This window comes from Candidatus Microthrix subdominans (assembly GCA_016719385.1).
Lineage (GTDB): Bacteria > Actinomycetota > Acidimicrobiia > Acidimicrobiales > Microtrichaceae > Microthrix > Microthrix subdominans.
In genome coordinates this window covers 349,950-371,643 of record JADJZA010000008.1, presented here as the reverse complement: position 1 = coordinate 371,643, position 21,694 = coordinate 349,950, and the positions used below count along the sequence as shown (strand labels likewise).

Annotated in this window: 22 protein-coding genes and 1 pseudogene; 10 read left to right on the top strand and 13 right to left on the bottom strand. The window is 67.9% G+C overall.

The window, feature by feature from the left end:
• Positions 1 to 174: 174 nt before the first annotated feature.
• A complete protein-coding gene (locus tag IPN02_16145; protein ID MBK9298336.1) occupies positions 175 to 789 on the bottom strand; it encodes a cysteine hydrolase family protein in 615 nt (204 codons plus the stop codon).
• Between the two features lie 81 nt (positions 790 to 870).
• On the opposite strand from IPN02_16145, the gene IPN02_16140 reads away from it, so the two are divergent.
• Positions 871 to 1,371 (top strand): nuclear transport factor 2 family protein, encoded by a 501-nt coding sequence (locus IPN02_16140; GenBank protein ID MBK9298335.1) that lies wholly within the window; start codon positions 871 to 873, stop codon positions 1,369 to 1,371.
• A 94-nt stretch (positions 1,372 to 1,465) separates the two neighbouring features.
• Positions 1,466 to 2,023, top strand: a complete 558-nt coding sequence (locus IPN02_16135; GenBank protein MBK9298334.1) for a YqgE/AlgH family protein — start codon at positions 1,466 to 1,468, stop codon at positions 2,021 to 2,023.
• Positions 2,024 to 2,029: 6 nt separating this feature from the next.
• Here IPN02_16135 and IPN02_16130 read toward each other — a convergent pair whose 3' ends face one another.
• From IPN02_16130 to IPN02_16105, 6 genes are all read right to left on the bottom strand, one after another.
• Positions 2,030 to 2,959 carry an alpha/beta hydrolase gene (locus IPN02_16130; GenBank protein MBK9298333.1) on the bottom strand — a complete coding sequence of 310 codons (930 nt, stop codon included), beginning with the start codon at positions 2,957 to 2,959 and terminating at the stop codon, positions 2,030 to 2,032.
• A gap of 131 nt (positions 2,960 to 3,090) precedes the next feature.
• Positions 3,091 to 4,476: an aldehyde dehydrogenase family protein gene (locus IPN02_16125; GenBank protein ID MBK9298332.1), complete on the bottom strand. Its 1,386-nt coding sequence runs from the start codon at positions 4,474 to 4,476 to the stop codon at positions 3,091 to 3,093.
• A gap of 199 nt (positions 4,477 to 4,675) precedes the next feature.
• Positions 4,676 to 5,095 (bottom strand): PPOX class F420-dependent oxidoreductase, encoded by a 420-nt coding sequence (locus IPN02_16120; GenBank protein ID MBK9298331.1) that lies wholly within the window; start codon positions 5,093 to 5,095, stop codon positions 4,676 to 4,678.
• Between the two features lie 32 nt (positions 5,096 to 5,127).
• Positions 5,128 to 5,388 (bottom strand): hypothetical protein, encoded by a 261-nt coding sequence (locus IPN02_16115; protein MBK9298330.1) that lies wholly within the window; start codon positions 5,386 to 5,388, stop codon positions 5,128 to 5,130.
• A gap of 92 nt (positions 5,389 to 5,480) precedes the next feature.
• On the bottom strand, positions 5,481 to 6,902 hold the full coding sequence (locus tag IPN02_16110; protein ID MBK9298329.1) for a DUF222 domain-containing protein: 1,422 nt from the start codon (positions 6,900 to 6,902) through the stop codon (positions 5,481 to 5,483).
• 469 nt (positions 6,903 to 7,371) lie between these two features.
• A complete protein-coding gene (locus IPN02_16105) occupies positions 7,372 to 8,121 on the bottom strand; it encodes a hypothetical protein (protein MBK9298328.1) in 750 nt (249 codons plus the stop codon).
• A 93-nt stretch (positions 8,122 to 8,214) separates the two neighbouring features.
• Between IPN02_16105 and IPN02_16100 the strand changes: the two genes are divergently transcribed.
• Complete coding sequence (locus IPN02_16100; protein ID MBK9298327.1) at positions 8,215 to 9,177, top strand: TIGR03619 family F420-dependent LLM class oxidoreductase; 963 nt, start codon at positions 8,215 to 8,217, stop codon at positions 9,175 to 9,177.
• 24 nt (positions 9,178 to 9,201) lie between these two features.
• Here IPN02_16100 and IPN02_16095 read toward each other — a convergent pair.
• Positions 9,202 to 9,780 (bottom strand): annotated as a pseudogene (locus IPN02_16095) (SDR family oxidoreductase).
• A gap of 59 nt (positions 9,781 to 9,839) precedes the next feature.
• Here IPN02_16095 and IPN02_16090 point away from each other — a divergent pair.
• The 4 genes from IPN02_16090 to IPN02_16075 all read left to right on the top strand — a co-directional run bounded on the left by IPN02_16090 (position 9,840) and on the right by IPN02_16075 (position 12,475).
• The gene (locus IPN02_16090; protein ID MBK9298326.1) at positions 9,840 to 10,247 is read left to right on the top strand and encodes a nuclear transport factor 2 family protein; all 408 of its coding nucleotides are present in this window, start codon (positions 9,840 to 9,842) and stop codon (positions 10,245 to 10,247) included.
• A 38-nt stretch (positions 10,248 to 10,285) separates the two neighbouring features.
• Positions 10,286 to 10,804 carry a macro domain-containing protein gene (locus IPN02_16085; protein MBK9298325.1) on the top strand — a complete coding sequence of 173 codons (519 nt, stop codon included), beginning with the start codon at positions 10,286 to 10,288 and terminating at the stop codon, positions 10,802 to 10,804.
• Positions 10,801 to 11,577, top strand: coding sequence for a hypothetical protein (locus tag IPN02_16080; GenBank protein MBK9298324.1), 777 nt, complete (start codon positions 10,801 to 10,803; stop codon positions 11,575 to 11,577). Before IPN02_16085 ends, IPN02_16080 begins: the two co-directional genes overlap by 4 nt.
• 187 nt (positions 11,578 to 11,764) lie before the next feature.
• A complete protein-coding gene (locus IPN02_16075; protein ID MBK9298323.1) occupies positions 11,765 to 12,475 on the top strand; it encodes a hypothetical protein in 711 nt (236 codons plus the stop codon).
• 127 nt (positions 12,476 to 12,602) lie between these two features.
• Here the strand turns inward: IPN02_16075 and IPN02_16070 are convergent, their stop codons facing one another.
• The 5 genes from IPN02_16070 to heR form a co-directional block, all read right to left on the bottom strand.
• Entirely contained in the window at positions 12,603 to 13,607 is a 1,005-nt protein-coding gene (locus IPN02_16070) for a hypothetical protein (GenBank protein ID MBK9298322.1), read from the bottom strand.
• Between the two features lie 107 nt (positions 13,608 to 13,714).
• Positions 13,715 to 14,236, bottom strand: coding sequence for an FxsA family protein (locus IPN02_16065; protein MBK9298321.1), 522 nt, complete (start codon positions 14,234 to 14,236; stop codon positions 13,715 to 13,717).
• Between the two features lie 48 nt (positions 14,237 to 14,284).
• The gene (locus IPN02_16060; protein MBK9298320.1) at positions 14,285 to 15,415 is read right to left on the bottom strand and encodes an acyl-CoA/acyl-ACP dehydrogenase; all 1,131 of its coding nucleotides are present in this window, start codon (positions 15,413 to 15,415) and stop codon (positions 14,285 to 14,287) included.
• A gap of 15 nt (positions 15,416 to 15,430) precedes the next feature.
• Positions 15,431 to 16,609 carry an acyl-CoA dehydrogenase family protein gene (locus IPN02_16055; GenBank protein MBK9298319.1) on the bottom strand — a complete coding sequence of 393 codons (1,179 nt, stop codon included), beginning with the start codon at positions 16,607 to 16,609 and terminating at the stop codon, positions 15,431 to 15,433.
• Between the two features lie 82 nt (positions 16,610 to 16,691).
• Positions 16,692 to 17,492, bottom strand: a complete 801-nt coding sequence (gene heR / locus IPN02_16050) for a heliorhodopsin HeR (GenBank protein MBK9298318.1) — start codon at positions 17,490 to 17,492, stop codon at positions 16,692 to 16,694.
• A 163-nt stretch (positions 17,493 to 17,655) separates the two neighbouring features.
• Between heR and IPN02_16045 the strand changes: the two genes are divergently transcribed.
• From IPN02_16045 to IPN02_16035, 3 genes are all read left to right on the top strand, one after another.
• Positions 17,656 to 19,044: a mycothione reductase gene (locus tag IPN02_16045; protein ID MBK9298317.1), complete on the top strand. Its 1,389-nt coding sequence runs from the start codon at positions 17,656 to 17,658 to the stop codon at positions 19,042 to 19,044.
• A gap of 185 nt (positions 19,045 to 19,229) precedes the next feature.
• Entirely contained in the window at positions 19,230 to 20,732 is a 1,503-nt protein-coding gene (locus IPN02_16040) for a hypothetical protein (protein ID MBK9298316.1), read from the top strand.
• 101 nt (positions 20,733 to 20,833) lie between these two features.
• Positions 20,834 to 21,655: a crotonase/enoyl-CoA hydratase family protein gene (locus tag IPN02_16035; GenBank protein MBK9298315.1), complete on the top strand. Its 822-nt coding sequence runs from the start codon at positions 20,834 to 20,836 to the stop codon at positions 21,653 to 21,655.
• The last annotated feature ends 39 nt before the right edge of the window (positions 21,656 to 21,694 follow it).

Sequence of the window (21,694 nt, the reverse complement as noted above, 5' to 3'; positions counted from 1 at the left end):
GCTTCGGAGCAGCCGGGGACTGTGTGAGCAACCCCCCGAAAGCTCACACAGTCACCCAGCTCATCAAAGGAGGAATGAGATTCCTCAACTCCGATGTGATGTGGCTGAGGTTAGCCAACCGCCGGAGCGTTGTCACGCAGAACTTGTGGGCGGTCTCACTTTTAGTGACCGATTTTACAATGCGCCCCGCCAAAGACCGCTGAGTTCGTCGACTGTCGCGAGCAACGCCAGCGGCGTCAACGAATGGCGCAGCACCGCTGCCCCGTAGTCGGCGGGGACCCCGGCCACGGCGTCGGTGGGAACGCTCACCTCGTACCCCAAGCCGACAGCCTCGATCACTGCGCCGAGCACACCGACGTTGAGCGACACCCCGCAGATGACCAGACGGGTGACCGCCATCGACCGCAGCAGTGCATCCAACGACGTGCCGGTAAACGGGGCCATTCCGTGATGGCGGTGGGAGATCAGGTCGACGTCGAGGTCGGGGCCAATCGCCGGGTCGAGCTCGACCGCCGGCGTGCCCTCCAACATCTGAGCAGGGTTCCCAGCCAGATGGCGGGCGATCGGGGTGACCAACGGGGTGCCCAGCCGGTCGCTGCGCCAGCCGACGGTGGCATGGACCACCGGGATCGACACTGCCCGTGCTGCGGAAAGCAGCCGTCGCACCGACGCCAGCAGGTCTGCGTCGGCCACGGCGTCACGCAACTCCGCAAGGGTCGAGAGGTCGCCCACGACCCCGCGTTGAAGCTCCATGGTCAGCACCGCGGTGTGGCCTGGTGCCGTCGACATGGCGGCTCGGTCATGTGCGCTGGCTGCATGGCTGTTGGTCACGCTGCCTACGGTATGGCCTGTACACGAGGGGAGACCGACATGGACCAACCGACGCTCGACGAAGTAACCAGACGCGAGCTGGAGCAGCTGAAGTACCGCTACATCCGGGGCATCGATACCAAGGACTGGGACCTGGTGGCCGACACGTTGTGTGAGGACGTCGTGGGGGAGTGGAGCGGGGGAGCGCTCCACTTCGAAGGGCGCGCTGCCGTGATGGCGTTCTTCACCGACGCCATGGGGCGCGAAACGTTCCTCTCGGCCCACCGGGCGACTCAGCCCGAACTGCACCGAACCAGCGACAGCACCGCCACGGGCATCTGGGCGTTGACCGACCACCTGGTCGACCGCAAGTGGGAGTTCCTGCTCCAGGGCGCCTGCTTCTATCACGACGAGTACCGGCTGGACCCCGACGACCGGTGGCGTATCTCCCGTACCGGATACCGCCGCACGTTCGAACACGTCACCCCGCTGAGCGCCCTGCCCGGCTGGCAGCTGACCGCATCGGGTTGGGAAAACGACGGGCGGAGCAGCCTCGTTTGAACGCCGCAACCGTCCGACGAGCCAGGTTCGACGTGCCGAGCGGTTTTACAGAATTTGCGGCACGCGGCTGCGCCAACGGTGACATGATGAGGGCATGGACGATGGGTCGACCGCCGGAAAGCTCTTGGTCGCCTCCCCCGATCTGTCCGACCCGAACTTCGAACGCTCGGTGATCTACGTCATCGACCACGACGAGGGCGGTGCCATTGGGGTGGTGCTCAACCGCCCGGCGGGAACCGACGTGGACGAGGTGTTGCCCGCCCTCGCCCAGCGCTCGGCGGCACCCCAGGTGATGTTCGTCGGCGGCCCGGTCAGCAAGCAGGGCATCATCTGCCTCGCCCGCGCGCGTCCGGGCGAGCAACCCAGTGGCTTCCACCACATTTCAGGCACCCTGGGGCGCCTCGACCTGGAGGATCACCTCGAAGGTCCCGACGCCGCGGTCGACCAACTCCGTCTTTTCGCCGGCTATGCGGGATGGGGTCCAGGCCAGCTCGATGGTGAGCTGATCATCGACTCGTGGTTCATCTGCGACGTCCACCCCGACGATCCGCTCGACCGTGATCCCGACACGCTGTGGCAACGGGTGCTCAAGCGTCAGGGCGGGCGCACGGCGCGCTTTGCCCACGCGCCGGTGCAAGCCGACCTGAACTGAGCGGTCTCAGGAACCCTGAGCGGGTGCTTGCAGTGAGGCGTTCTCCTCGGCCTGCTCGCTGAGAATCCGGTTGAGGTCGGCACTGTGAATCGAAGCGGCGGTGGTGGAGTTCATGAAGTCCACCACCAGCTTGGTGAATTGGCGAGGATGCTCGGCGTAGGGGAAGTGGCCGCACCCCTCCATGACCTCAAGCCGACTGCCGTCGATCATCTCGTGCGCATCGTGGGCATGGGAGATGGGGATGATCGGATCCTCGTCGCCCCAGATAATCAGCGTCGGAATGTCGGCGGCCAGGTACAGCTTGTCCATCGCCGACACGCGCTGCCCCTTGAGATCGATCACCGACCGCAGGGTCTGGTTGAACGCCTTGCGGGTCTCCGGCTCCATCAACGAGGTGTAGGCCCGCCACATCTCGTTGGTTTTTGGCTTTGGGGCGAGACCGAACTTGCCGAACCAACTGGTCATCGCCTCCACCCCGGTTCGGATGAACGGCAGGAAGGCCACCGGCATCACCAGGTCCAGGCCGGGCACCGCCAGTAGACGGAGCAGCGGCGAGACCTCCTCGCCCAGGCCACCGGCGCCAACCAACACGAGGCGTTCGCACCGCTCGGGGTGCTGATAGGAGAACTGCATGGCGATGCCACCGCCCAACGAGGTGCCAACCACCGTGGCGCTGCCATGGCCCAGGGCGGCCAGCAGGTCGCGCAGAAAGCTCGCCTGGGCGCCAAGCGAGTAGTCGGCGCGCGGCTTGTCGGAGTAGCCGTGACCGGGGAGGTCGGGCGCCACGTAGGTGGCGTGCTGGCCGAGATCCTCGAGGATCGGCTTCCACGCAGCGGAGCTTCCGGCCATGCCGTGGATGAGCAGCACGACCGGGCCGGACCCGCCGGTACGGTACGAGATCTGATGGCCGTGGACGCTGATCGTCTGACGTTCCATTCGATGCCTCTTTCGGAGTCGACCAGTACTATACCGGTAAACAGTCGTTCACCGAAACTTCGCTGCCCGTACGCATGGGTTTTGGATCGACCGCTTGAGCGATGCAGTGACGGAAGTTCAACGTCCCCCGGTCAGGTCCGGATGATGATCAACCGCTCGCGTGTCATCTCTTCGACCGCATAGGGCGGCCCCTCCTTGGTGTTGCCCGAGTCACGAACGCCACCGTAGGGCATCTGATCGGTCCTCCAGTTGGGCTGCTCGTTGATGAGCACCGACCCAAAGTCGATGCGCTTGGCCGCCTCCATCGCCCGCTGCAGGCTGGAGGTGAACACCGACGCCTGCAGCCCGTAGCGGCTGTTGTTGGCCATTCCGACCGCCTCGTCGAAGGTGTCGTAGGACGCAACGCCCACCGCCGGGCCGAAGAGCTCGGTTTTGGACACCTCCATGTCAGGCGTGACGCCGGCGAGCACGGTTGGCATCAGCACGGCGCCGTCGTGGTTGCGGCCTCCGCCGGTCACCCGGGTGGCACCTGCCCTCACCGCATCCTCGATCCACCCCTCCACCCGATCGGTCTCTCCCGACTCGATCAGGGCTGAAACCTCGGTGTCGTGATCGAGCGGATCCCCGGTGATGATCTGCTCGACCTCTGCCTTCAACCGCTCCAGCAGCTCGTCGTGGATGTCGCTGTGGGCGTAGATGCGTTGGATGGCGATGCAGGTCTGTCCGGAGTACAGAAACCCACCGGTGCGTAGCTTCGGCACGACTACATCCAGGTCGGCGTCGGGCTCGACGATGACCGGAGCGTTGTTGCCCAGCTCCAGCGTCACCTTTTTGCGGGGCGCCGACTCCTTTATGCCCCAGCCGACATCGGGCGAGCCGGTGAACGTGATCATGGCAACGTCCTCATGCTCGACCAGCGCGCTCGACTCGCTGCCCGGAGCGGTCACGACGTTGAGCCAACCGGCGGGAAGGCCCGCCTCGGCAAAGACCTCCGCCAGCATCAGGGCGGTCAGAGGCGTGGCCGAGGCCGGCTTGAGCACCACCGGACAACCAGCGGCGATCGCCGGGGCCACCTTGTGGCAGACCAGGTTGAGCGGGAAGTTGAACGGCGAGATCGCTCCGATGACGCCGATCGGTACCCGTTCGGTCCAGGCGATCGTGCCATCGCCCTTCTCGGTGCCCGCCATCGGCACGGTCTCACCGGTGAGGGTGCGTGCGGCGATGGCGGCGTAGGTCAGCGTGTTGACCGCCCGACCCGCCTCCCCTTCGGCCACCGTGATCGGCTTGCCCGCCTCGGAGGCGATCAGGTGGGCGAACGCATCGCGGCGCTCGACCAGCAGTTCGGCCACCCGATCGAGGATGGCGGCCCGCTCCCACGGGGCGAGGGCGTTGGCCTTCAGCTCACGATGCGCCGCCTTTACCGCCCGATCGAGGTGTTCCTTCCCGCAGCGGGGCACCGAGCCCACCAGGTTTCCGTCGAAGGGGGCCCGGACCTCGATGATCTCGTCGGTGATCACGGTTTCGCCGTCGATGATCGCTGGCGTGGTTTCGACCTTGGTCATGAGTGCCTCCTCAGATGGGTAAGCGGCCCGGTGACCGGTGTGCGACCACGCCGCTCACGTCCGGTATACCCGGGACCCGGGCGCCGAAAACGGCACCAGGAATCGGTGCCGCCAGAGGCTGAACCCTGCCAACCAGCAGACCAGCCACGCTGGTTCAGTGGACCTGGCCGACCGCCGACGTCGGGGTGAACGTCACCAGCAGACGCCGCTCGTCGACCATCGCCTGACGGTACTCCGCCCAGTCGGGGTGGGGCCCGCCCGACACTGCCTCGTAGTAAGCAACCATCCGGTCGCTGGTGGCGTCACCGGGGCTGGTCGTCGGCGCACTCAGCTCGACCGTGCCATCGAAGGAGACGTAGGACCAGCTGTCCGGGTCGCTGACGTGCAGCACGACCCGAGGGTCGCGACGCATGTTGGCCGTCTTGGCCCGATCGTCGGTCACCGAGATCTGAAAGGTGGTGCCGCCGAGGGCGTAGACGACATCGGAGGACTGGGGGCGGCCATCCGCCCGCAGGGTGATCAGCGCGCCGACCTTGCGACCGGCCGCCCAGGCCAGTGCGGCATTGAGTTCCATCAAGCCACCGTACCGACCTTGCGGCACCGGTACTAGCGATATCTGCCATCCGCGACGGCCTGGTCCGCCGACGTCGGGTTGGCCCGCCGCCATGCCCCCATCACCAGCCAATACCCCATCAAAAGGTTCACCGGAAGCGCCAGTAGGAAGACCATGCGGTGCTCGACCAGCCACATCCACAGCGCATTGAAAACTCCGAGCGCGCCGATGACCATCATGACGGCTGCTACCGCCAGCCAGCCGTTTCGGCGAGCCGGTGCCACCTCGCCCATCTGGGGCAGCTCGTTTCCCATGATCGCAGGGTACCGGCCCGTGCCTGGCCGGAACCGCCTCCGCCGGTCGAGCGCGAGCGCGGATTGGCCGTTGCCGTTCAGCGCCCGTTGGGTCATTCCAGCTGGGATCCGTCGGGGCGGGTGGTGTGCCATTTGCCGGTCGGGTCCCGCTGGATCCGGAAGCCCTTCTGTTTCCAGCGGTTGTGTTTGCCGCACAGCGGGGCTGCGTTGGCCGGTTGTGTTGTTCCGCCTTTGCCGTGTTCGTGGAGGTGGTCGATCTCACAGCGACTGGCCGGTGCGTGACAGCCCGGCCAGATGCAGTGCGTATATGTGGCGGTGGCGGCGGTTCTTGCCGATCCGGTGAACCGTCGCGCCCGGCCCAAATCGATCACCACACCGGCCGCGTTGACGATCACCCGTCGGACTTTGTGGAGCAGGCTGTTGGCGGCGGCTTCGGTCGGGTCGATGTCGTGGCCGTCCTCGGTGCGACACATGAACGTGTCCGGATCGAACCGTGGGGCACGATCGTGGTCCATCGCTGCGAGCATTTCCTCGTACGCGGCGGCTGACCAGTGGATGTTATGCACCCAGCCGACGGGCACCGCGGAGCCGCCAGCAGCGGCGTCGCGGAAGATTTTCACGAGGGCGTCGGCGCGGCGTTGGGCATCGGTGCGGTCCAGGTCCTCCTTGGAGATCCCACCGCGGGCCAGCACCTCCTCACCCAAACGGGCAACGGCGGCCTCCCAATCGGCCTTGAACTCGGCATCGACATACCGGTCGAGGATCTCCCGCAGCTCAGCACCCTGCCCAGCGCCGAAGAACCCGGTCAGGTCCCACGACAGATCCCACGGGTTCTGCACCAAACGGGCATCACGCTTCGCATGGTTGCGTTCGTTCGGCGGGGTCGGGCCGTCCTCGTCGATCAGCCGTGCCCAACGGTGCACCCTGTGCGCAAAGCTCTTGGCGCTCATCGTCTTGGCGTCGACGAGGAACTCGTCCTCGCGTTGACACATCGCCGCGATCACCCGAGGGTTCGCATCGACCCGCCCCAGGGCACGGACCGCACACGTCGACACCTCACCGGCCTTCCACGCGGCGGTCACCTTCGACAGATGACGGCCAAGCCTGGCGGTCTTCGCCCGGGCCAACGCCTCCGCCTCGGTCAAACGAGCAACATGGCGGACCATGATCTTCGCCGACCCATGCCCATCAGCGGTGTGCAACACCTTCGACCCGATCCGTTCCACCAACACCGACCGGGCCGCATCCACCCGACGCCCCAGACGCTCCAACTCTTCGATCCACACGACCGCATCACGAGAATCAACCGGGTCCACCCCAGCCACAAACAACTCGTCGATCGCCAACCCAGCATCAGCCAACGCCTCAGCAGCCGCCCGATCGGCCACCCCCAAACCGGCCGCCGAGCAGGCCGCCAACTCATCGCTTCGCAACCGCCGGCGCAGGGCCGCCAACGCTCCACCCCCATCGCCCGGACCGGTCCCGGCCGGCTCGAAACCTGTGATCGAAGCCATGGGACCAGTCTGATCAACACCTGTGACAACCAAGCCGACGATGGCGTCGGAACGGCGAAATTTTTCTAGAAGTTCCTCTGGCGCAACACGGGAGACGCGCAGACAGAGCTGCGGGTCTGGTGGCCAACCGCGCGAAAGGGACGCCACAGGGGCACCCCAAGCAACCCCGACGACATCTGGGCACCTCTGGGCGACAATTCCCGAACGCTGACCCGGCACGATTGACGCTTGCGGTGGGACCGTTGCGACTATTCCGCGGTCGAGGGCGTTGCTACGACTTCGTGACCGCCACTGCGGAGCTCCCCAGCAGCTGCGGTCAAGCCTTGGGAGGTCAGATGGCGCTCAGCTCACAGGCGGCCCCTTCGAGTCCCTCAGCCAACGCCCGTGCGTGGTCCTGCGCCGGCGTCGACGACCCGATGCGCAGGGGAGGTGCAGGCTTTGGCTTGTGTCCCGCGAGGAACAGCACGGGTCACGCCTCCGTGGGCGACGCCATCGCGCGAGCCTGGATCGACCCCTCGATCGATCGACCTGCCACGTCAAGATCGGTCACGCATCGATCGTCGATGCGACCGCCGGCCGGCTCATGTTCAAAGAACTTGCGTGCCGCCTTGGCGGTCGATCGGGTAATCAACGCCGACCCGCCGGCGCCGATGCCTGCGCCGATCCCGAAAGGCACCAGGCGGCCGAGGCGAAGCGCTCCTTGCTCGATACCGAACTTGGTCAGCACCTGGGCGCTCAGCTTGGCGTTGATCGACGACAGGTTCTCGTCGGGGATTCGGCCGACCAGGCTGGCCCCGCCAGCGGAGCCGATGCGCCCGGCCACGCCCTCAAGTCCGGCCGCGGCGCCGTTGGCCATCGTCAGGACGCTGACCACCCAGCTGCGCCGTTGCTCGAGCGACTCGGCGTCGTGGCCGGCGGCGATGCCGATCGCCAGTATCATCTCCCCCATCTTGGTGATCGAGTAGGCAAGGTCGACCGTGCTCGACGCCAGCACCGTGCCCGTACCGGCACCCGGAATGGCCGCAGCGCCGCCGGCGAGGGCGGACACCGCAGCCAACTCCCGGGTATAGCGCTTCGCGATCAGCTTGATCAGCTCATCGGCGTTGCCGGGCCGGTATTTCAGCTGCAACCCGGCGACCACCTCTCGGGCGGGCTCATACCGGGTGCGGGCCACCCGTTCGATGGCAGGGTGGAAGATCCTGTCGATGGCTCCGGCCACGGGCGGCCTCCTGGGCTGGGCAACCGTGCCATGTTACGGGAGGGGAGCGACGTCGACGCGGCGCCTGGTTTGGCCGGTCGGTAGGGTCACCGGGTGCCTCAGCCTCTCGCTCCCCAGCCGCACGACGGACCCCCCCAGCTGACGATCCAGCCCCGCAACTTTGCGGCCGAGGATCCGGGAGGCTGGAACCAGCTTGTCGACACAGCGGTGGCCGCCGACGCCGCCGGCATCGACCGCATCATCGTGTCCGACCACGTGGTATTCGGTGAGCAACCCGAGGCGTACGCCGACCCGAAGAGCGGCGGGGTCGAGGGTGGGCGTCAACCGACCGGGCCGGACGGGCACTGGCTCGAACCGTTGACGACTCTGGCGTTCCTCGCCGGGCAAACCGAGCGGGTGCGGCTGGGCACCAGCATCCTGCTCGCAGCGCTGCGGCGCCCCGTGGTACTCGCCAAGACCGCCGCCACGCTCGACGTGCTCTCCGGCGGGCGACTCGACCTCGGCGTTGGAGTCGGCTGGCAGAAAGAGGAGTACGAGGCCGCCGGGCTCGACTTCGCCAGCCGCGGCCGGCAACTCGACCACACGCTCGAGGTATGCCGGACGCTCTGGACTGAGGAGCGGGCCGGCTACGACGCGCCCGAGCTGAGCTTTGACGGCATCCACGCGATGCCCAAGCCGGTGCAACCCGGGGGCGTCCCGGTGTGGGTGGGCGGCACCGTTCAGCCCAGAGCCATGGAACGCTTGGCCCGCTTCGGCACCGGCTGGATCCCCTGGGGGCCGGCCGTGGCCGACCCGTCGCGTGGCGTCCGCGAGATGCGCCAAGCGATGGAGGACCTCGGACGCGACCCGGCGACCGTTCAGGTCACCACCTACCTGCGGGGGGTGCGAGACGACAACGGCGAACTCGACTTGGCCCCAACCATGTCGGCGGCGCCGCCGCTGGTCGAGCTCGGCATCACCGACTTCAAGGTGCCCATCACCGTGCCCGATGGCGTGGGGCCCGCCACCGAGCGCCTGACCGAGGTGGTTGCGGCGTTTCAATCAGCGGTGAAGTAACGCCGGAGGCCGGGTTGCGGTCGCCTACAGGTCGACGGGCCGGTTGACGAACCGCCTGGCTTGCGGGCTGTAGAACCAGCCGGACTGGGCGAGGGTGCCGCCGTCGACCGGGATGTTGTGGCCGGTGACGAAGGCGGACAGGTCACTGGCGAGAAACAGGGCGACGCGGGCCACGTCGTCGGGCCAGCCGACGCGACCACCAGGGCCCAGGATTCCCAACGCTCATCGTGATCGTCGTGTCCGGCCAGGTAGTCGACCTGCGGGGTCTGGATCAGGTCGGACCCGATGCCGTTGCAGCGGATGCCCTTGCGTCCGTATCCGGCGGCAAGCGACTGGGTGAAGTGGCTGGCCCCGGCCTTCATGGCGGCATAGACCGGCTCGCCTGGAAACCCGCGAGTGCCCTCGACCGAGTGGATGTTGACGATCGAACCGCCGCCTCGGTCGATCGATCTCGGCGATCTCCACGGTGGCCCCATGCTGGGCAAACATGGTGGCGATGGCGGCTCCGATACCGTCGCCCCCACCCGTGATCACCGCCACCTTGCCGAGGAGCAACGCCGTCCACTCGTCGATCGGTGGGACGTCGGCGGGTCGTTGGGTCATGGAGGTTTGGTAGCACATGACGATGGCATCAGCGGGATCCACGAAGGAGGCCCAGAAGGATGAAGAGCGAGAGCGAACAGATCCGTTCGTTGGCCATTGAGTACGCCGAGGGCGTGGACCGTCGTCGCTTCGATGCGGTGGCGGAACTGTTCTTGGAGTCGGGCACCCTGGAGCCTCCGGGGGCGTTGCGCAGCGGCCGGCGCGACATCGCAGCGGCGCTGGAGGGGCTGCGTCGCTACTCCGGCACGTTCCACCATCTCGGCCAGCGCCGAGTGGACCTCGATGGCGACGAAGCGACCGGAGAGGTCTACTGCCAGGCGCATCATTTCGTTGAGACCGATGGTCGACGCGAAGATCGAGTGGTGTTCATTCGGTATCAGGACGCCTACGTGCGCCGCCTTGAAGGGTGGCGGTTTGCGTCCAGGCGCCTCGAGGTCGACTGGGTGGAGGAGCGCATGAGCGGCTGACGGCGACGGAACCGTGAAATTCGTGCAGACTGATCCCCATGATCACGGTGGTTGCAGGAGACCTCACCCGACAGGACACCCAGGTGGTGGTTAACGCCGCCAACCGGCAGCTGGCGCACGGCGGGGGAGTGGCAGCCGCACTCGTCCGGGCGGGCGGGCCGTCCGTTCAGTCCGAGTCTGATTCGTGGGTGGCCGAACACGGACCGCTGGCCGACGGTCAGGCGGCGGTCACCACCGCCGGGGACATGGTCGCCACCTGGATCGTGCATGTTGCCGGGCCGATCTACTCGGGATCCGACGACGACCCGACCAAGCTGGCCGCAACGGTCACGGCAGCGTTGGACGCGGTTGTGTCGCTCGACGCCCGTTCGGTGGCCATGCCCGCCATCTCGGCCGGGATCTACGGCTATCCGATCGATGAGGCGCTGGCGGTCATCACCGATGCTGCAACCAGGTGGGAGGCCGATCACCCCGAGTGGGGTGGGGAAATCCGCTTCGTGGCCTTTGAGGCCGAAGTCGCCGAGCGCTGGCACAAGCTGGTTGGAGCGGCGTCGTGACGCTGTTGCCCTTCGACGTCGAGCTCAGCCGGGCCATCGAGCGGAACACCTCCCACTCCCGCCTCAAGGTGCTCGCTGCGACCGGTGTCGTCCGGCTGCGGAACGCGCCGGACGTCTGTCCAGAGGGGGAGTGGCTCGCACTGGACTATCTCGACTGGAAGTCCGGGGGCGACACGCACTTCGCCCCGCTGGCCTCGGTGGACGGCGAAATGAACTGCGTCGGTTTCTCCAGCCGTCGACGAGCCGACAAGGACGGTCTCTGGACGGCCAACGCGAGGAAGGCGCCGGCCCTCAAGCGCTACGTCGAAGGCGTGGGTGCCAACTTCGGTCGTGTTCGGGTGATTCGCCTCGAACCGCAGGACAGGCGAGTGGCCAAAGCCATGCTGCACCGTGACCAGAACAACCGCTACAACCCCGACGGTGCCGGATGGATCGTGCGGTCCTGGCTCGAGCTCAGCGACAATCCCGACAGCTACATGATGCTGATGGACAGCGACGCTGACGGGTACCCCGATCCGACCACCGAGATCCGGATTCCCTTGCACCGCGGATCGCGCTTCGTTGTGGACACGCAGCGGCTGTGGCACGTGGTGGTGCACCGGGGCGATCAACCCCGCCACGCGTTGATCTCCAGTTTCGAGTCCGGGCCGGCACTCGATTCTTGGATCCGTCGAAACCGTTCACTGCCGGCTCGCGTTGCGACCGCCTACCCGGGGATGGGAGAGCCGCTCAAGGCGCTGCGCTCGGTCGCTCGCCGAAGAGTGGGAAGCTGAGCTTTCGACACTACTTGACATAACGAGGATTTCCGGCGGTCGGGGCGAGGATGCCGAGAGGCCACACCACCGAATCGCCCCTGTCGTTCTTCTCACACCCACCGACCGGTAGGTTGGGCCGTTACGACGAGTAGGTGGCACCTTCCAGGTGGCGCGGCCGGTGTCGCCGCAATTGCCTGGAGAATCTATGCGTAAGCCCAACCTCGAAGATGTGGTCGCTCACGGAAGCGACTACCCGGTGCCGCAGGTGGCGGTCCCCGACCACCACGACCAGCGGCGACCGTTGACCGTGTGCCTCTGGGACGCTCCCAACATGGACGCGTCGCTGTTCTCGGTGACCGGAGCCGACCATCACACCATCGTGCGACCGCAATACGACGCGTTCAGTCGCTGGTTGGTCAACCAGAGGCCGCCGTCACCTTCGAAAAATGAACCCGGCTCGCCCTACGATGTCGAGGCGCTGCTGTTCCTCTCGGTTGTGTCCGCTCGTTCCACCCAGGTCGCCCCGTTCGTGACCGCCGCCCGGCAGAGCGGCTTCACCGTGTTCTGCCGGGACCGGGACGAGGGCGACATCGACGACGCGATCGTCGCCGTGGCCGGGCAGCGGCTCGCCGAGCGGAACCGGCCGGGAACGCTGCTCGTGTGCTCGGCCGACCAGGACCTGGCACGGGTGGCCGGCGACCCGGCCAAGGCCGCCGGCTGGCGCGTGATCGTTGTCGCCTATCGCGAACTGTGCGGGTGGACCGAGGAGGCCGGCTACGACTTCATCGACCCAGAAGACATCCCCAACCTGTTCCCGAAGCCGCTCGACCGTTTCGACCTGTCCCACCTCCCCACCGGCGGCGTCTTCGCACCCTCGCTTCGCCCGCTTTCCCCCGGCAGCGGCACCGGTCGCTGAGCATCGGCCCACGTCCCTTACAGGGCGGACGCGAACATGCCCTCCAGGATGATCCTGGAGGGCATGTCCGATTGCACTTCTCGGTTGTGAACCTGGCTCCTCGATGAGGAGCCGTCGTCAGGGGCTATTAGCTGCCCGGCTGAGCGAAGCTCACCAGGACCCGACCGGCGTCCTGGGCTGCCGTGCCGAAGAGCGTGCTCCCCGAATTGGCGATCCACGACGAGCCGCCACCGCCGCCGCCGCCTGCGTGACACAGGGCCGAGGCAGTGAGGAAGTCGTACTGGAACATGCCGCCGGGCGAGCCGCCTCGGTAGCCGGCGCCGCCGCCGCCGCCGGAACTCGACGTTCCGATGCCGCTCTGGCTGGTGTCAGGGCTCGACACGCCGTTCGGGCCAGGAGTCGAGTTGGTGTTGGCGCCACCTGCACCGCCACCTGGGGTGGGGCCAATGCCCGTCTTCGATCCGACACCACCGTCGGCCCCGGACGGACCTGAACCTCCGCCGGCAGCGGTCGAGCCGGCGTTGCCGCCGGCGCCGCCAATGCCGCCGTTCTGGAAGGCACACGTGGACATGCCGCCGCCGCCGCCGCCGCCGGCAACCACGAGGGTCGACGCCACAGCGCTGGAGTCACAGGTATCCCCGATGCACACACCCGAGGAGGCGCCGCCGCCACCGCTGGCCGCACCACCACCGGTTGCCCGGTGGCCACGACCAGCGCCACCACCGCTGCTCCAGCCGGCTGAGGGATCCACCTTGGGCGCAGGAGCGTTCTCGCCGTTACCGCCCTCGCAGCCCACCGTGGCCGAGATGGTTTGGCCCGGCGTGACCGTAAACGTCGACGTTGCGGAGCCGCCGCGGGAACCAAGGCCGGAGTCGGGTGAGCCACCCTGTGCCCCAGCATTGCCACCCTTCGCACCCTCGACCGTGACGGTCATCGAGGTCACGCCGGCAGGCACCACCGTGGAATCGGTCGTCCCGCACGGACCGGTCGGCGACCAGTACTCCGCCGGGGCGGCCGTACACGAGAGCGTCGCCGCCCCCAAGGGTGCAGCGACCAGAGCGAACAGCGCCGCCCGGCGAAGCGGCAGGCGCTTTGCGTTGGGCCGACGTGACGTACCAGGACTTAATGACATGTGGTGCTCCTCCAAGAGTTTGCGGCTCTCCCCGCTGAGGAGCCGTATTCCACGAGGGGCAACCTAGTACACGGTCCCGACACATACGCCATTCAACTTCGTTCGGGTCAACTCTGTTCGGGACCGGGCAGTTCCTGGTCGTCCTCGATCACCTCGGCCTCCCACACCCGCCCGCCAGCGGGCGCCCCCGACCCGAATGACGATTTACCTTGGCCACCCATGGATCCTCCCATGGTTGTGGAGGAGGAGACAAACTGAAACCCTCGGCCCATCCGAACGGTGAAGCGGCGCTTCAGCGCGGCGCGTAGTGGAGCCCGGGTGAACGGCAACAGCAGCAGGAAGCCGGCGGCGTCGGTGATGAAGCCGGGCGTGAGCATGAGCGCACCGGCAAACAGGATCAGCACGCCGTCGACCAGCTCGTCGGTGGGCAACTGATTCGCCCTCAGCCGAGCGTCCACCTTGGCGAGCACTCCCCTGCCCTGGCGCTTCAGCAACCAGGCGCCGAGCAGGCTGTCGAACAACAACAGCCCGATCGTCGGCCAGCCACCGATGATGTCGGACACGGCGATGATGGCCCACAGCTCGGCCAACGGCACCACGATGAAAAGCACGACGAACAGCCAGAGCATGTCGGCCCATCGTACCGGCGTCGGCGTCTGGTGCGGCGCCGCGCCCGGTCAGGCCTCCCCGGCGGCGATCAGCTTGCCCAGAGCGACCAGGCTGCGGCTGGTGCCGCCCAGTTGCAGCTCGTGCTCCTTCATCTGAAGGAAGTAGCGGTGCACCGGATAGTCGCGGTCGACGCCCATGCCCCCGTGCAGGTGCATGGCGGCATGCACCACCCGCTGGCCGGCGTCGGCTGCCCAGTACTTGGCGATCGCCACCTCGGCCGCTGCGGGCATGCCCGCTTCAAGGCGCCACAGCGCCTGGGCGGCGGTCAGGCGGATGCCCTCTGTGTCGACGAACGCGTCGGCGGCCCGGTGGGCCACCGCCTGAAAGGCGGCGATCGGCTGGTCGAACTGCTTGCGATCCTTGGTGTACTGCGCGGTGACTGCCATGGCCTGTGCCACCCCGCCGGTGATCAGGGCGCACTGGGTTGCCAGCGCCCGCTGCCAGGCCCAGGTGAGGGCTTCGTCGCCGCTTGCGATCAGCTCGGCCGGGGTATCTGCGAAGTCCAGGTTGGCGTCCGGGCTGGCCGCCGTCGTTTGCAACGACGTGCGGGTGACCGATGGGTGGTCGAGCTCGACGAGGACCAGCGCCACCCCGCCGTCCTCGGCGGTCACCGGCACGACGGCGGCATCGGCGATCCACCCGGCGGGCACGGCCACTTTCGACCCGCTGATCAGCGGCGCCTCGTCCCTGCCGGTGAGGGCACACCCCGGGGCGTCGGGTTCGCCGCCGTCCTCGTGCCAGGCGGCGGTCAGCACCGCGTCGCCGGCGGCCACGCGATCCAACCAACGGTCGCGCGCCTCGCCCTCGGCCAGCCCGGCCAGCGGCAGTGCGCCCAGCGCCATCGTCTCCCACAGCGGAACAGCCGCCGCAGTGGCACCCTGGGCTTCACAGATGCGGCCGAGCGCCACCAAACCGAGCCCCGCTCCCCCGCCGCCGGGCAGGTCGTCGGGCAGGCAGGCGCCCAGGATGCCGGTGTCGGCCAGCGTGGCCCACAGGGCCCGGTCGAAGCGCGGGCCGGGCGCGGTTCCGTCCGTTGGCCGCTCCAGCTCCCGCAGCTGGGCCGGATCACTGCCATCGGTCAGCACCTGTAGCGCCAGGTCGCCGATCGCCTGTTCGGATTCGTCGTAGGCAAAGTCCACGTGGGTACCCCTTCCCTAGGCCCGCAGCGGCCGGGGCATCCCCAGGCCGAACATGGCGATCAGGTCTCGTTGGATCTCGTTGGTGCCGCCCCCGAACGTGAGGATGAGCAACGATCGGTAGTTCATCTCCAGGCGTCCGGCCAACAGGTCGCCGGCCGAACCTCGGGCGACGTAGCCGCGGGGCCCGAGCACCTCCATCAGCAGCCGGAACGACTCGAGATACCACTCGGTGCCGAACACCTTGATCGTGGAGGCGTCGGCCACGTCGAGGGTGCCCTGGGTGCCGGTCCAGGCCACCTTCCAGTTGATCAGCCGCAGATAGTCGAGGCCGGCCCGCACCCGGGCGAGGTTCATCTGCACCCATTCGTCGTCGACCACCCGGCGCCCGTCGGCGTTGCGGGTTGCCAGCGCCCAGTCCCGCACCTCGGTGTAGGCCTGCTCGAGCAGCCCGGAGGAGCACAGCGTGACCCGCTCGTGGTTCAGCTGGTCGACGATCAGCGACCAGCCGTTGTTCTCGCCGCCGACCAGGTTGTCGGCCCGGACCCTCACGTCGTCGTAATACACCTGGTTGATGTCGTGCTGGCTGAGCAGGTGCAACGGCTCGATCGTGATGCCGTCGGCGTCCATCGGCACGACGACCATCGAGATGCCCTTGTGTTTGGCCGCCTCGGCGTTGGTGCGAACCGCCAGCCAGCAGTAGTCGGCATCCGATGCCAGCGACGTCCACATCTTCTGCCCGGAAATCACGTACTCGTCGCCGTCACGGGTGGCCTTGGTCGTCAGCGATGCCAGGTCGGTCCCGGCCTCGGACTCGCTGTAGCCGATGCAGAACAGGATCTCCCCCGCCAGGATGCGGGGCAGGAAGCGTCGCTTCTGCTCGTCGGTGCCGTTCTTCATGATCGTCGGCCCGACCGTGTTGATCGTGAGCATCGGCACGGGGGCACCCGAGCGCATCGACTCGTCGTAGAAGATGAACTGCTCGATCTGGCTTCGACCCTGTCCGCCGTACTCGGTGGGCCAACCGATGCCCATCCAGCCGTCCCGGGCCATCTGGCCGATGATCTCGCGGTGGACCCGACCGACGCCCTCCTCCTCGTGGAGCGCCTCGCGCACCTCGGGGGTGAGGAGCCGGTCGTAGTAGTCGCGCAGCTCCGAGCGAAGCGCTTCCTGCTCGTCGGTGTAGGCCAGCTGCATCAATCCCCCCAGAGGTACCGTCACGGTGCAAGTGCGAGCACGATAACGCGTTCTCGTTCGCGCACCGCCTGGTTGGTCGGGATCAGGAGGCGAGCGCCCCGGCGAACACCTGCCAGGCCAGCAACGACTTGGCCACGAGCGACAACACCACATAGGCCGTCTCGCCGAACAGGTAGCTGCGCCAGCGGCCCACCCGGCGGTACTGGAGCCAGAAGTTGACGGCGAAGCTATCGAAGAAGACGAAGATCGTGACGAAGATGACGTACACGAACGTCGGTGCGGACGAATCCTGGCCCGGCGCCCACAGATTTATGGCGATGATGATCCACGGCACGGCACCGCACAGCGTGCCCAGCCAGAAGGGCAGCTGCCAGCCCGAGCCGCCGGGCTGGCCCGATCGTTCGGCGATCAGCCCAAAGAGGATCATGGCGGCATTGACCCCAAACAGCCCGAGCAGCGCAGCGAAGTCGCTGGCGCCGGTGAGCATGGCGATCAGCACGATCATCCACGAGGCGCTCAGCGCATATTCAATCCATCGGAAGTCGTTGCGTCCCTGGCGAAGCTGGCGGGAGTAGGCACCGAACAGCGGCCCGGCGATCAGGAAGTGGGCGATCGCCGAGAGGAACACAAAGGCGGCGACGCCCCAACCGAACGGGATGGAGAACAGCTCGGTCAATTGCGTCGGTGTACCGGGCGGTCCGTCGAGGAACGAGCCGGTGACCGGGGCCCGGAAGTTGTTGGACAGCGCGACGATGGCGATGCCCTGGAGAAGGTGAAGCCCACCCATCGCCAGGTTGAACCACCGCAGCTTGGCGATCGACTCGTCCGGGTGGGGGCCGAGGTCGAGCGACGAAGCCTTCGGTTGATCGTGCGCATTGGTCATGGGTGGTTCCTGTCGTCGGGCCGGGTCGGCAGCCAGGCGGTACCCGTCGCTGGCCGCGCTCAACCCACCAGGTGATCGCCGATCGCCGGAGATCACCTGGCAGGATGAGGGGGTGACCCCCGATGCCCCCTCAACCGCCTCCGCGCCGAACCACCACGACCTGATGGTGATCGGCTCCGGGTCGGGCAACACGTTTCTCGACGAGCGCTTCGAACACCTCTCGGTGGCGATGGTCGAGCGAGACGCGTTCGGCGGCACCTGCTTGAACCGGGGCTGCATCCCCTCGAAGATGCTGATCTACCCGGCGACGGTGATCCGCCTGGCCGAGGAGGCCAAGGCGCTCGGGGTCGACCTCAGCCTGGATGGGGTGCGGTGGCGTGAGATCCGCGACCGCACCTTCGGCCGCATCGACCCGATCGCCGCCGGCGGTGAGGAGTACCGCCGGGGGCAGAACCACGTCACCGTCTACGGCGGCACCGCCACCTTCGTCGGCGACCGCACCGTCGAGGTGACCGACCCGTCGGGATTGAGCCAACTGGTCAGCGCCGACCGGGTGGTTCTCGCCGCCGGGGCTCGCCCGCGTAGGCCACGGGTCGAGGGCCTCGACGGCGTGCCCTTCCACACCTCGGACACGATCATGCGGATCGACGAGGTGCCCGAGCACCTCGTGATCATCGGGGGCGGGTTCATCGCCGCCGAGATGGCTCACGCCTTCGGCACGTTCGGCGCCAGGGTGACGATCATCGGCCGGTCGCCGCGCCTACTGGGGCACGAGGACTGGGAGATCGGCAGGCGCTTCACCCAGGCGCTCGGTCACCGCTACGACCTCCGGCTGAACGTGACCGTCCAGTCGGTGCGCCGCAGCGACGCCGGCATCGCCGTCGAGTGTTCCGACGGGCAAACGGTCGAGGGGGACGTGGTGTTGGTGGCCGCTGGGCGCGTGCCCAACGCTGACGAACTGTGCGTCGAGCGCACCGGGGTGACCGTCGATCCCTACGGGTATGTCATCACCGACGACACCCTGGCGACCGAGGCGGAGGGCATCTGGGCGCTGGGCGACATCCGCAACCCGCTGCAGCTCAAGCACCTGGCCAACCGGGAGGCCGACATCGTCGGGCACAACCTCACCCACCCCGACGACCTGCGCCGCATCGACGAGTCGGCGGTGCCCCACGTGGTGTTCAGCCATCCGGAGGTGGCCCAGGTGGGCCGTTCCGAAGAAGCGCTTCAGGCGCTTGGCCATCCCTATCTGGTCGGCCGCCGCGACTACGGCGCCACCGCCTACGGCTGGGCGATGGAGGACCAAGTCGGGTTTGCCAAGGTGCTGGTCGACCCGGACACACGCCTGATCCTGGGCGCCCACATCATCGGCCATGAGGCCTCGCTGCTGATCCAGCCGCTCGCTCAGGCGATGGCGCTGGGCAACACCGCCGACGACGTGGCCCGCACGGTGATCTATCCCCATCCGGCGCTCAGCGAGGTCGTCGAACAGTTGCTGCTCGAGGTGCCGTACACGCCGAGCAGGGGCGGCGAGTTCGAACCCTGGGAGTAGGCGGTCACGCCACGTCTTCAGTGCTGATCTGCTGGTCCGATACGCTGCTTTGTCGGCTCTGGGCCCCGTACAGAGCGACGACCCCGAGCAACCCATCCCGTGTGGATGTGCTCCGTCGACCGGATGATCTGCGTCCGGCACCCCCAACCCCGTGGGTTCGCCCCACCGCCACGAGAGGCCACGCCATGTCACGCCGACTCGACATCGAGATCACCAGCCTGAGCGACGAACGCTTTACCTGGAGGGTCTCCGGCGCCAAGCAACCAAAGGGCGAAGCGGCGGCGTCGCTGCTGCCCGAGGGCACGAAGATCGGCGATGAGCTGAAGGCCGACGCCGACTTCACGATCGACGGCATCGACGTGCTGGCGATCGCTACCCCCAAGCGCGAGCGCAAGGAGCCACAGCGCTTGGAGCTGATCGCCAAGGATCCCACCGACCTGGTCACCACCAAGCTGGCAGCCAAGGGCGGTGGCGGCCGACGCGACCGGGACGAGCGCGGCGGGGGCCGACGCCGTGACCGCGACGGTCGGGGCGCCAGGCGCGAGGGCGGACGCGACGGCGAGGGCCCACGCGGCCGAGGGCGTGGCGATCGCCCGCACCGTCCGGCGCCCCCGGAGGTGCCGACCCGACCCAAGGCCAAACGGCTTCGCGCCGGCAAGACGCATCGCAACGCGGTGCTGGCCGCTCTCCCCGACGAGCAGCGACCCGTCGCCGACCAGCTGGTCGCCGGTGGCCTCCCTGCCGTTCGCACTGCGATCAAGGAACAGAACGAGACCAACAAGGCCGAGGGACGCCCCGAGGTGAAGCCCGGACCGCTGATCGGTCTGGCCGAACAGCTCCAGGAGCAACTGCGCACCGCGGAGTGGCGAGACCGTGCCGAGGCTGCCGTGGCCCAGGCCGACGAGGTCGATCTGCGTGATCTGCGATCGGTCGTCGTCGCCGGCGACACCGCCGCCAACGACGAGGAGACCCGTGCGCTCGCCGGGCAGCTGCGCGACGCGCTCAACAGCCGGGTGGAGACAGAGCAGGCCGCCTGGGCCGAAGAGATCTCGGCGCTGATACAGGCCGGGCGCGTGATCCGTGCGCTGCGGGTGTCGAGCAGGTCGCCGAAGGCCGGCGCACCCCTTCCCGGTGACTTGGCCACCCGTCTCGCCACCGCTGTCGTCGACTCGGTCGACGAGAACATGACCGACGACCGTTGGGGCGCCCTGCTCGACGCGCTGGCGTTCTCGCCGGTTCGCGCGCTGGTCGAGCTCGACCACATCCCGGAGAAGCCCAGCGAGGAACTGCTCAACACCCTCCGTGCGGTGGCGGCCCGGCTGCCCGAGCTGGCACGGAAGTTCGGCGTTGATCCGTCCACTGCGCCGAAGAACCCGCCCCGGCGGCGCCGTCCCGGCGGCGACAAGCCCAAGAAGGGCCCCCGCGACGGCGGCGGTCGCGGCGACCAGCCCAAGGGCGGGCGGCCAACGGGCGACCAGGCGAAGGGCGGCCAGCCGAAGCGGGATGCGTCGAAGGGCGCCAAGCCCGCCCCGGCGACCGGCGAGACGGCTACCGCCCCCTCCGAGGCGGCGACCCCAGGACGCCCGCGGACGCTGGGAAGCTCCGGCTTCCGAGGCGGCAGCACCCGAAGCGGCGACACCCGAAGCTCCTACTTCCGAGGCCCCGGCATCAGAGCCGTCCGCCGCTGATTCGCCCACCGAGGACACCGCAGGCGATCCGTCACCTGCCCCGGATACCGCCGCCAACGAGTAACTCGCCTCGAGCGTCGCGCACCCCCTAACTTGGGCTGATGACGAACGAGGAAACAACAGCCGCTCCGGTGATCGAGGGCAACGAGAAGGTGCTCCTGGAGCGCCGCGGCCATGTGGCGATCATCACGATCAACCGCCCCGAGGCCCGCAACGCGGTCAACGGTGACGTCGCCCAAGGCGTCGAGGCGGCGATCGACCTGTTGGAGTCCGACGACGACCTGTGGGTGGGCGTGCTCACCGGCGCCCGCACCGAAAAGGGCTGGATCTTTTCGGCCGGTGCCGACCTGAAGGCGATGAGCACCGACCCCGGTGCCATGATGACCGAAAAGGGCGGCTTCGCCGGGTTCGCCGCCCGTGAACGCACCAAGCCGGTGATCGCTGCGGTCGACGGACCGGCGCTGGCCGGCGGCACCGAGATCGTCCTGGCCTGCGACCTGGTCGTCGCCTCGAAGACCGCCGTGTTCGGCGTCCCCGAGGTGTTGCGCAACCTGGTCGCCGCCGGCGGCGGGCTGTTCCGCCTGCCCCGTGTGTTGCCCCGCAACATCGCCATGGAGCTGGTGCTGACCGGCCGTCTCGACTTCTCCGCCGAGCGAGCTCATCACTTCGGCTGGGTCAACGCCCTCACCGAGGAGAGCGGGGCCCTCGAAGGCGCCGTTGCGCTGGCCGCCCAGATCGAAAAGGCGGCCCCGCTGGCCGTTCGCGAGAGCCGCAAGATCGTTCTGGAGGCCGCCGAGGCCGACGAGGCGACCGGTTGGAAGCTGTCCAACGACGGCATCGCCAAGATGTTTGGCGCCGAGGACTTCGGCGAGGGCCTCACGGCCTTCTTCGAGAAGCGCGACCCGGTCTGGAAGGGCCGCTAAGGCTCCCCGTTCGTTTTGACGGTCCCCGTTCGGCGGTCG

Bases quoted from the DNA above. Each gene is read 5' to 3' on its own strand.
- IPN02_16145 (MBK9298336.1), bottom strand. From the start codon at position 789: ATGTCGACGGCACCAGGCCACACCGCGGTGCTGACCATGGAGCTTCAA.
- IPN02_16140 (MBK9298335.1), top strand. From the start codon at position 871: ATGGACCAACCGACGCTCGACGAAGTAACCAGACGCGAGCTGGAGCAG.
- IPN02_16135 (MBK9298334.1), top strand. From the start codon at position 1,466: ATGGACGATGGGTCGACCGCCGGAAAGCTCTTGGTCGCCTCCCCCGAT.
- IPN02_16130 (MBK9298333.1), bottom strand. From the start codon at position 2,959: ATGGAACGTCAGACGATCAGCGTCCACGGCCATCAGATCTCGTACCGT.
- IPN02_16120 (MBK9298331.1), bottom strand. From the start codon at position 5,095: ATGGAACTCAATGCCGCACTGGCCTGGGCGGCCGGTCGCAAGGTCGGC.
- IPN02_16115 (MBK9298330.1), bottom strand. From the start codon at position 5,388: ATGGGAAACGAGCTGCCCCAGATGGGCGAGGTGGCACCGGCTCGCCGA.
- IPN02_16110 (MBK9298329.1), bottom strand. From the start codon at position 6,902: ATGGCTTCGATCACAGGTTTCGAGCCGGCCGGGACCGGTCCGGGCGAT.
- IPN02_16090 (MBK9298326.1), top strand. From the start codon at position 9,840: ATGAAGAGCGAGAGCGAACAGATCCGTTCGTTGGCCATTGAGTACGCC.
- IPN02_16085 (MBK9298325.1), top strand. From the start codon at position 10,286: ATGATCACGGTGGTTGCAGGAGACCTCACCCGACAGGACACCCAGGTG.
- IPN02_16075 (MBK9298323.1), top strand. From the start codon at position 11,765: ATGCGTAAGCCCAACCTCGAAGATGTGGTCGCTCACGGAAGCGACTAC.
- IPN02_16070 (MBK9298322.1), bottom strand. From the start codon at position 13,607: ATGTCATTAAGTCCTGGTACGTCACGTCGGCCCAACGCAAAGCGCCTG.
- IPN02_16065 (MBK9298321.1), bottom strand. From the start codon at position 14,236: ATGCTCTGGCTGTTCGTCGTGCTTTTCATCGTGGTGCCGTTGGCCGAG.
- IPN02_16055 (MBK9298319.1), bottom strand. From the start codon at position 16,609: ATGCAGCTGGCCTACACCGACGAGCAGGAAGCGCTTCGCTCGGAGCTG.
- heR (MBK9298318.1), bottom strand. From the start codon at position 17,492: ATGACCAATGCGCACGATCAACCGAAGGCTTCGTCGCTCGACCTCGGC.
- IPN02_16045 (MBK9298317.1), top strand. From the start codon at position 17,656: ATGGTGATCGGCTCCGGGTCGGGCAACACGTTTCTCGACGAGCGCTTC.
- IPN02_16040 (MBK9298316.1), top strand. From the start codon at position 19,230: ATGTCACGCCGACTCGACATCGAGATCACCAGCCTGAGCGACGAACGC.
- IPN02_16035 (MBK9298315.1), top strand. From the start codon at position 20,834: ATGACGAACGAGGAAACAACAGCCGCTCCGGTGATCGAGGGCAACGAG.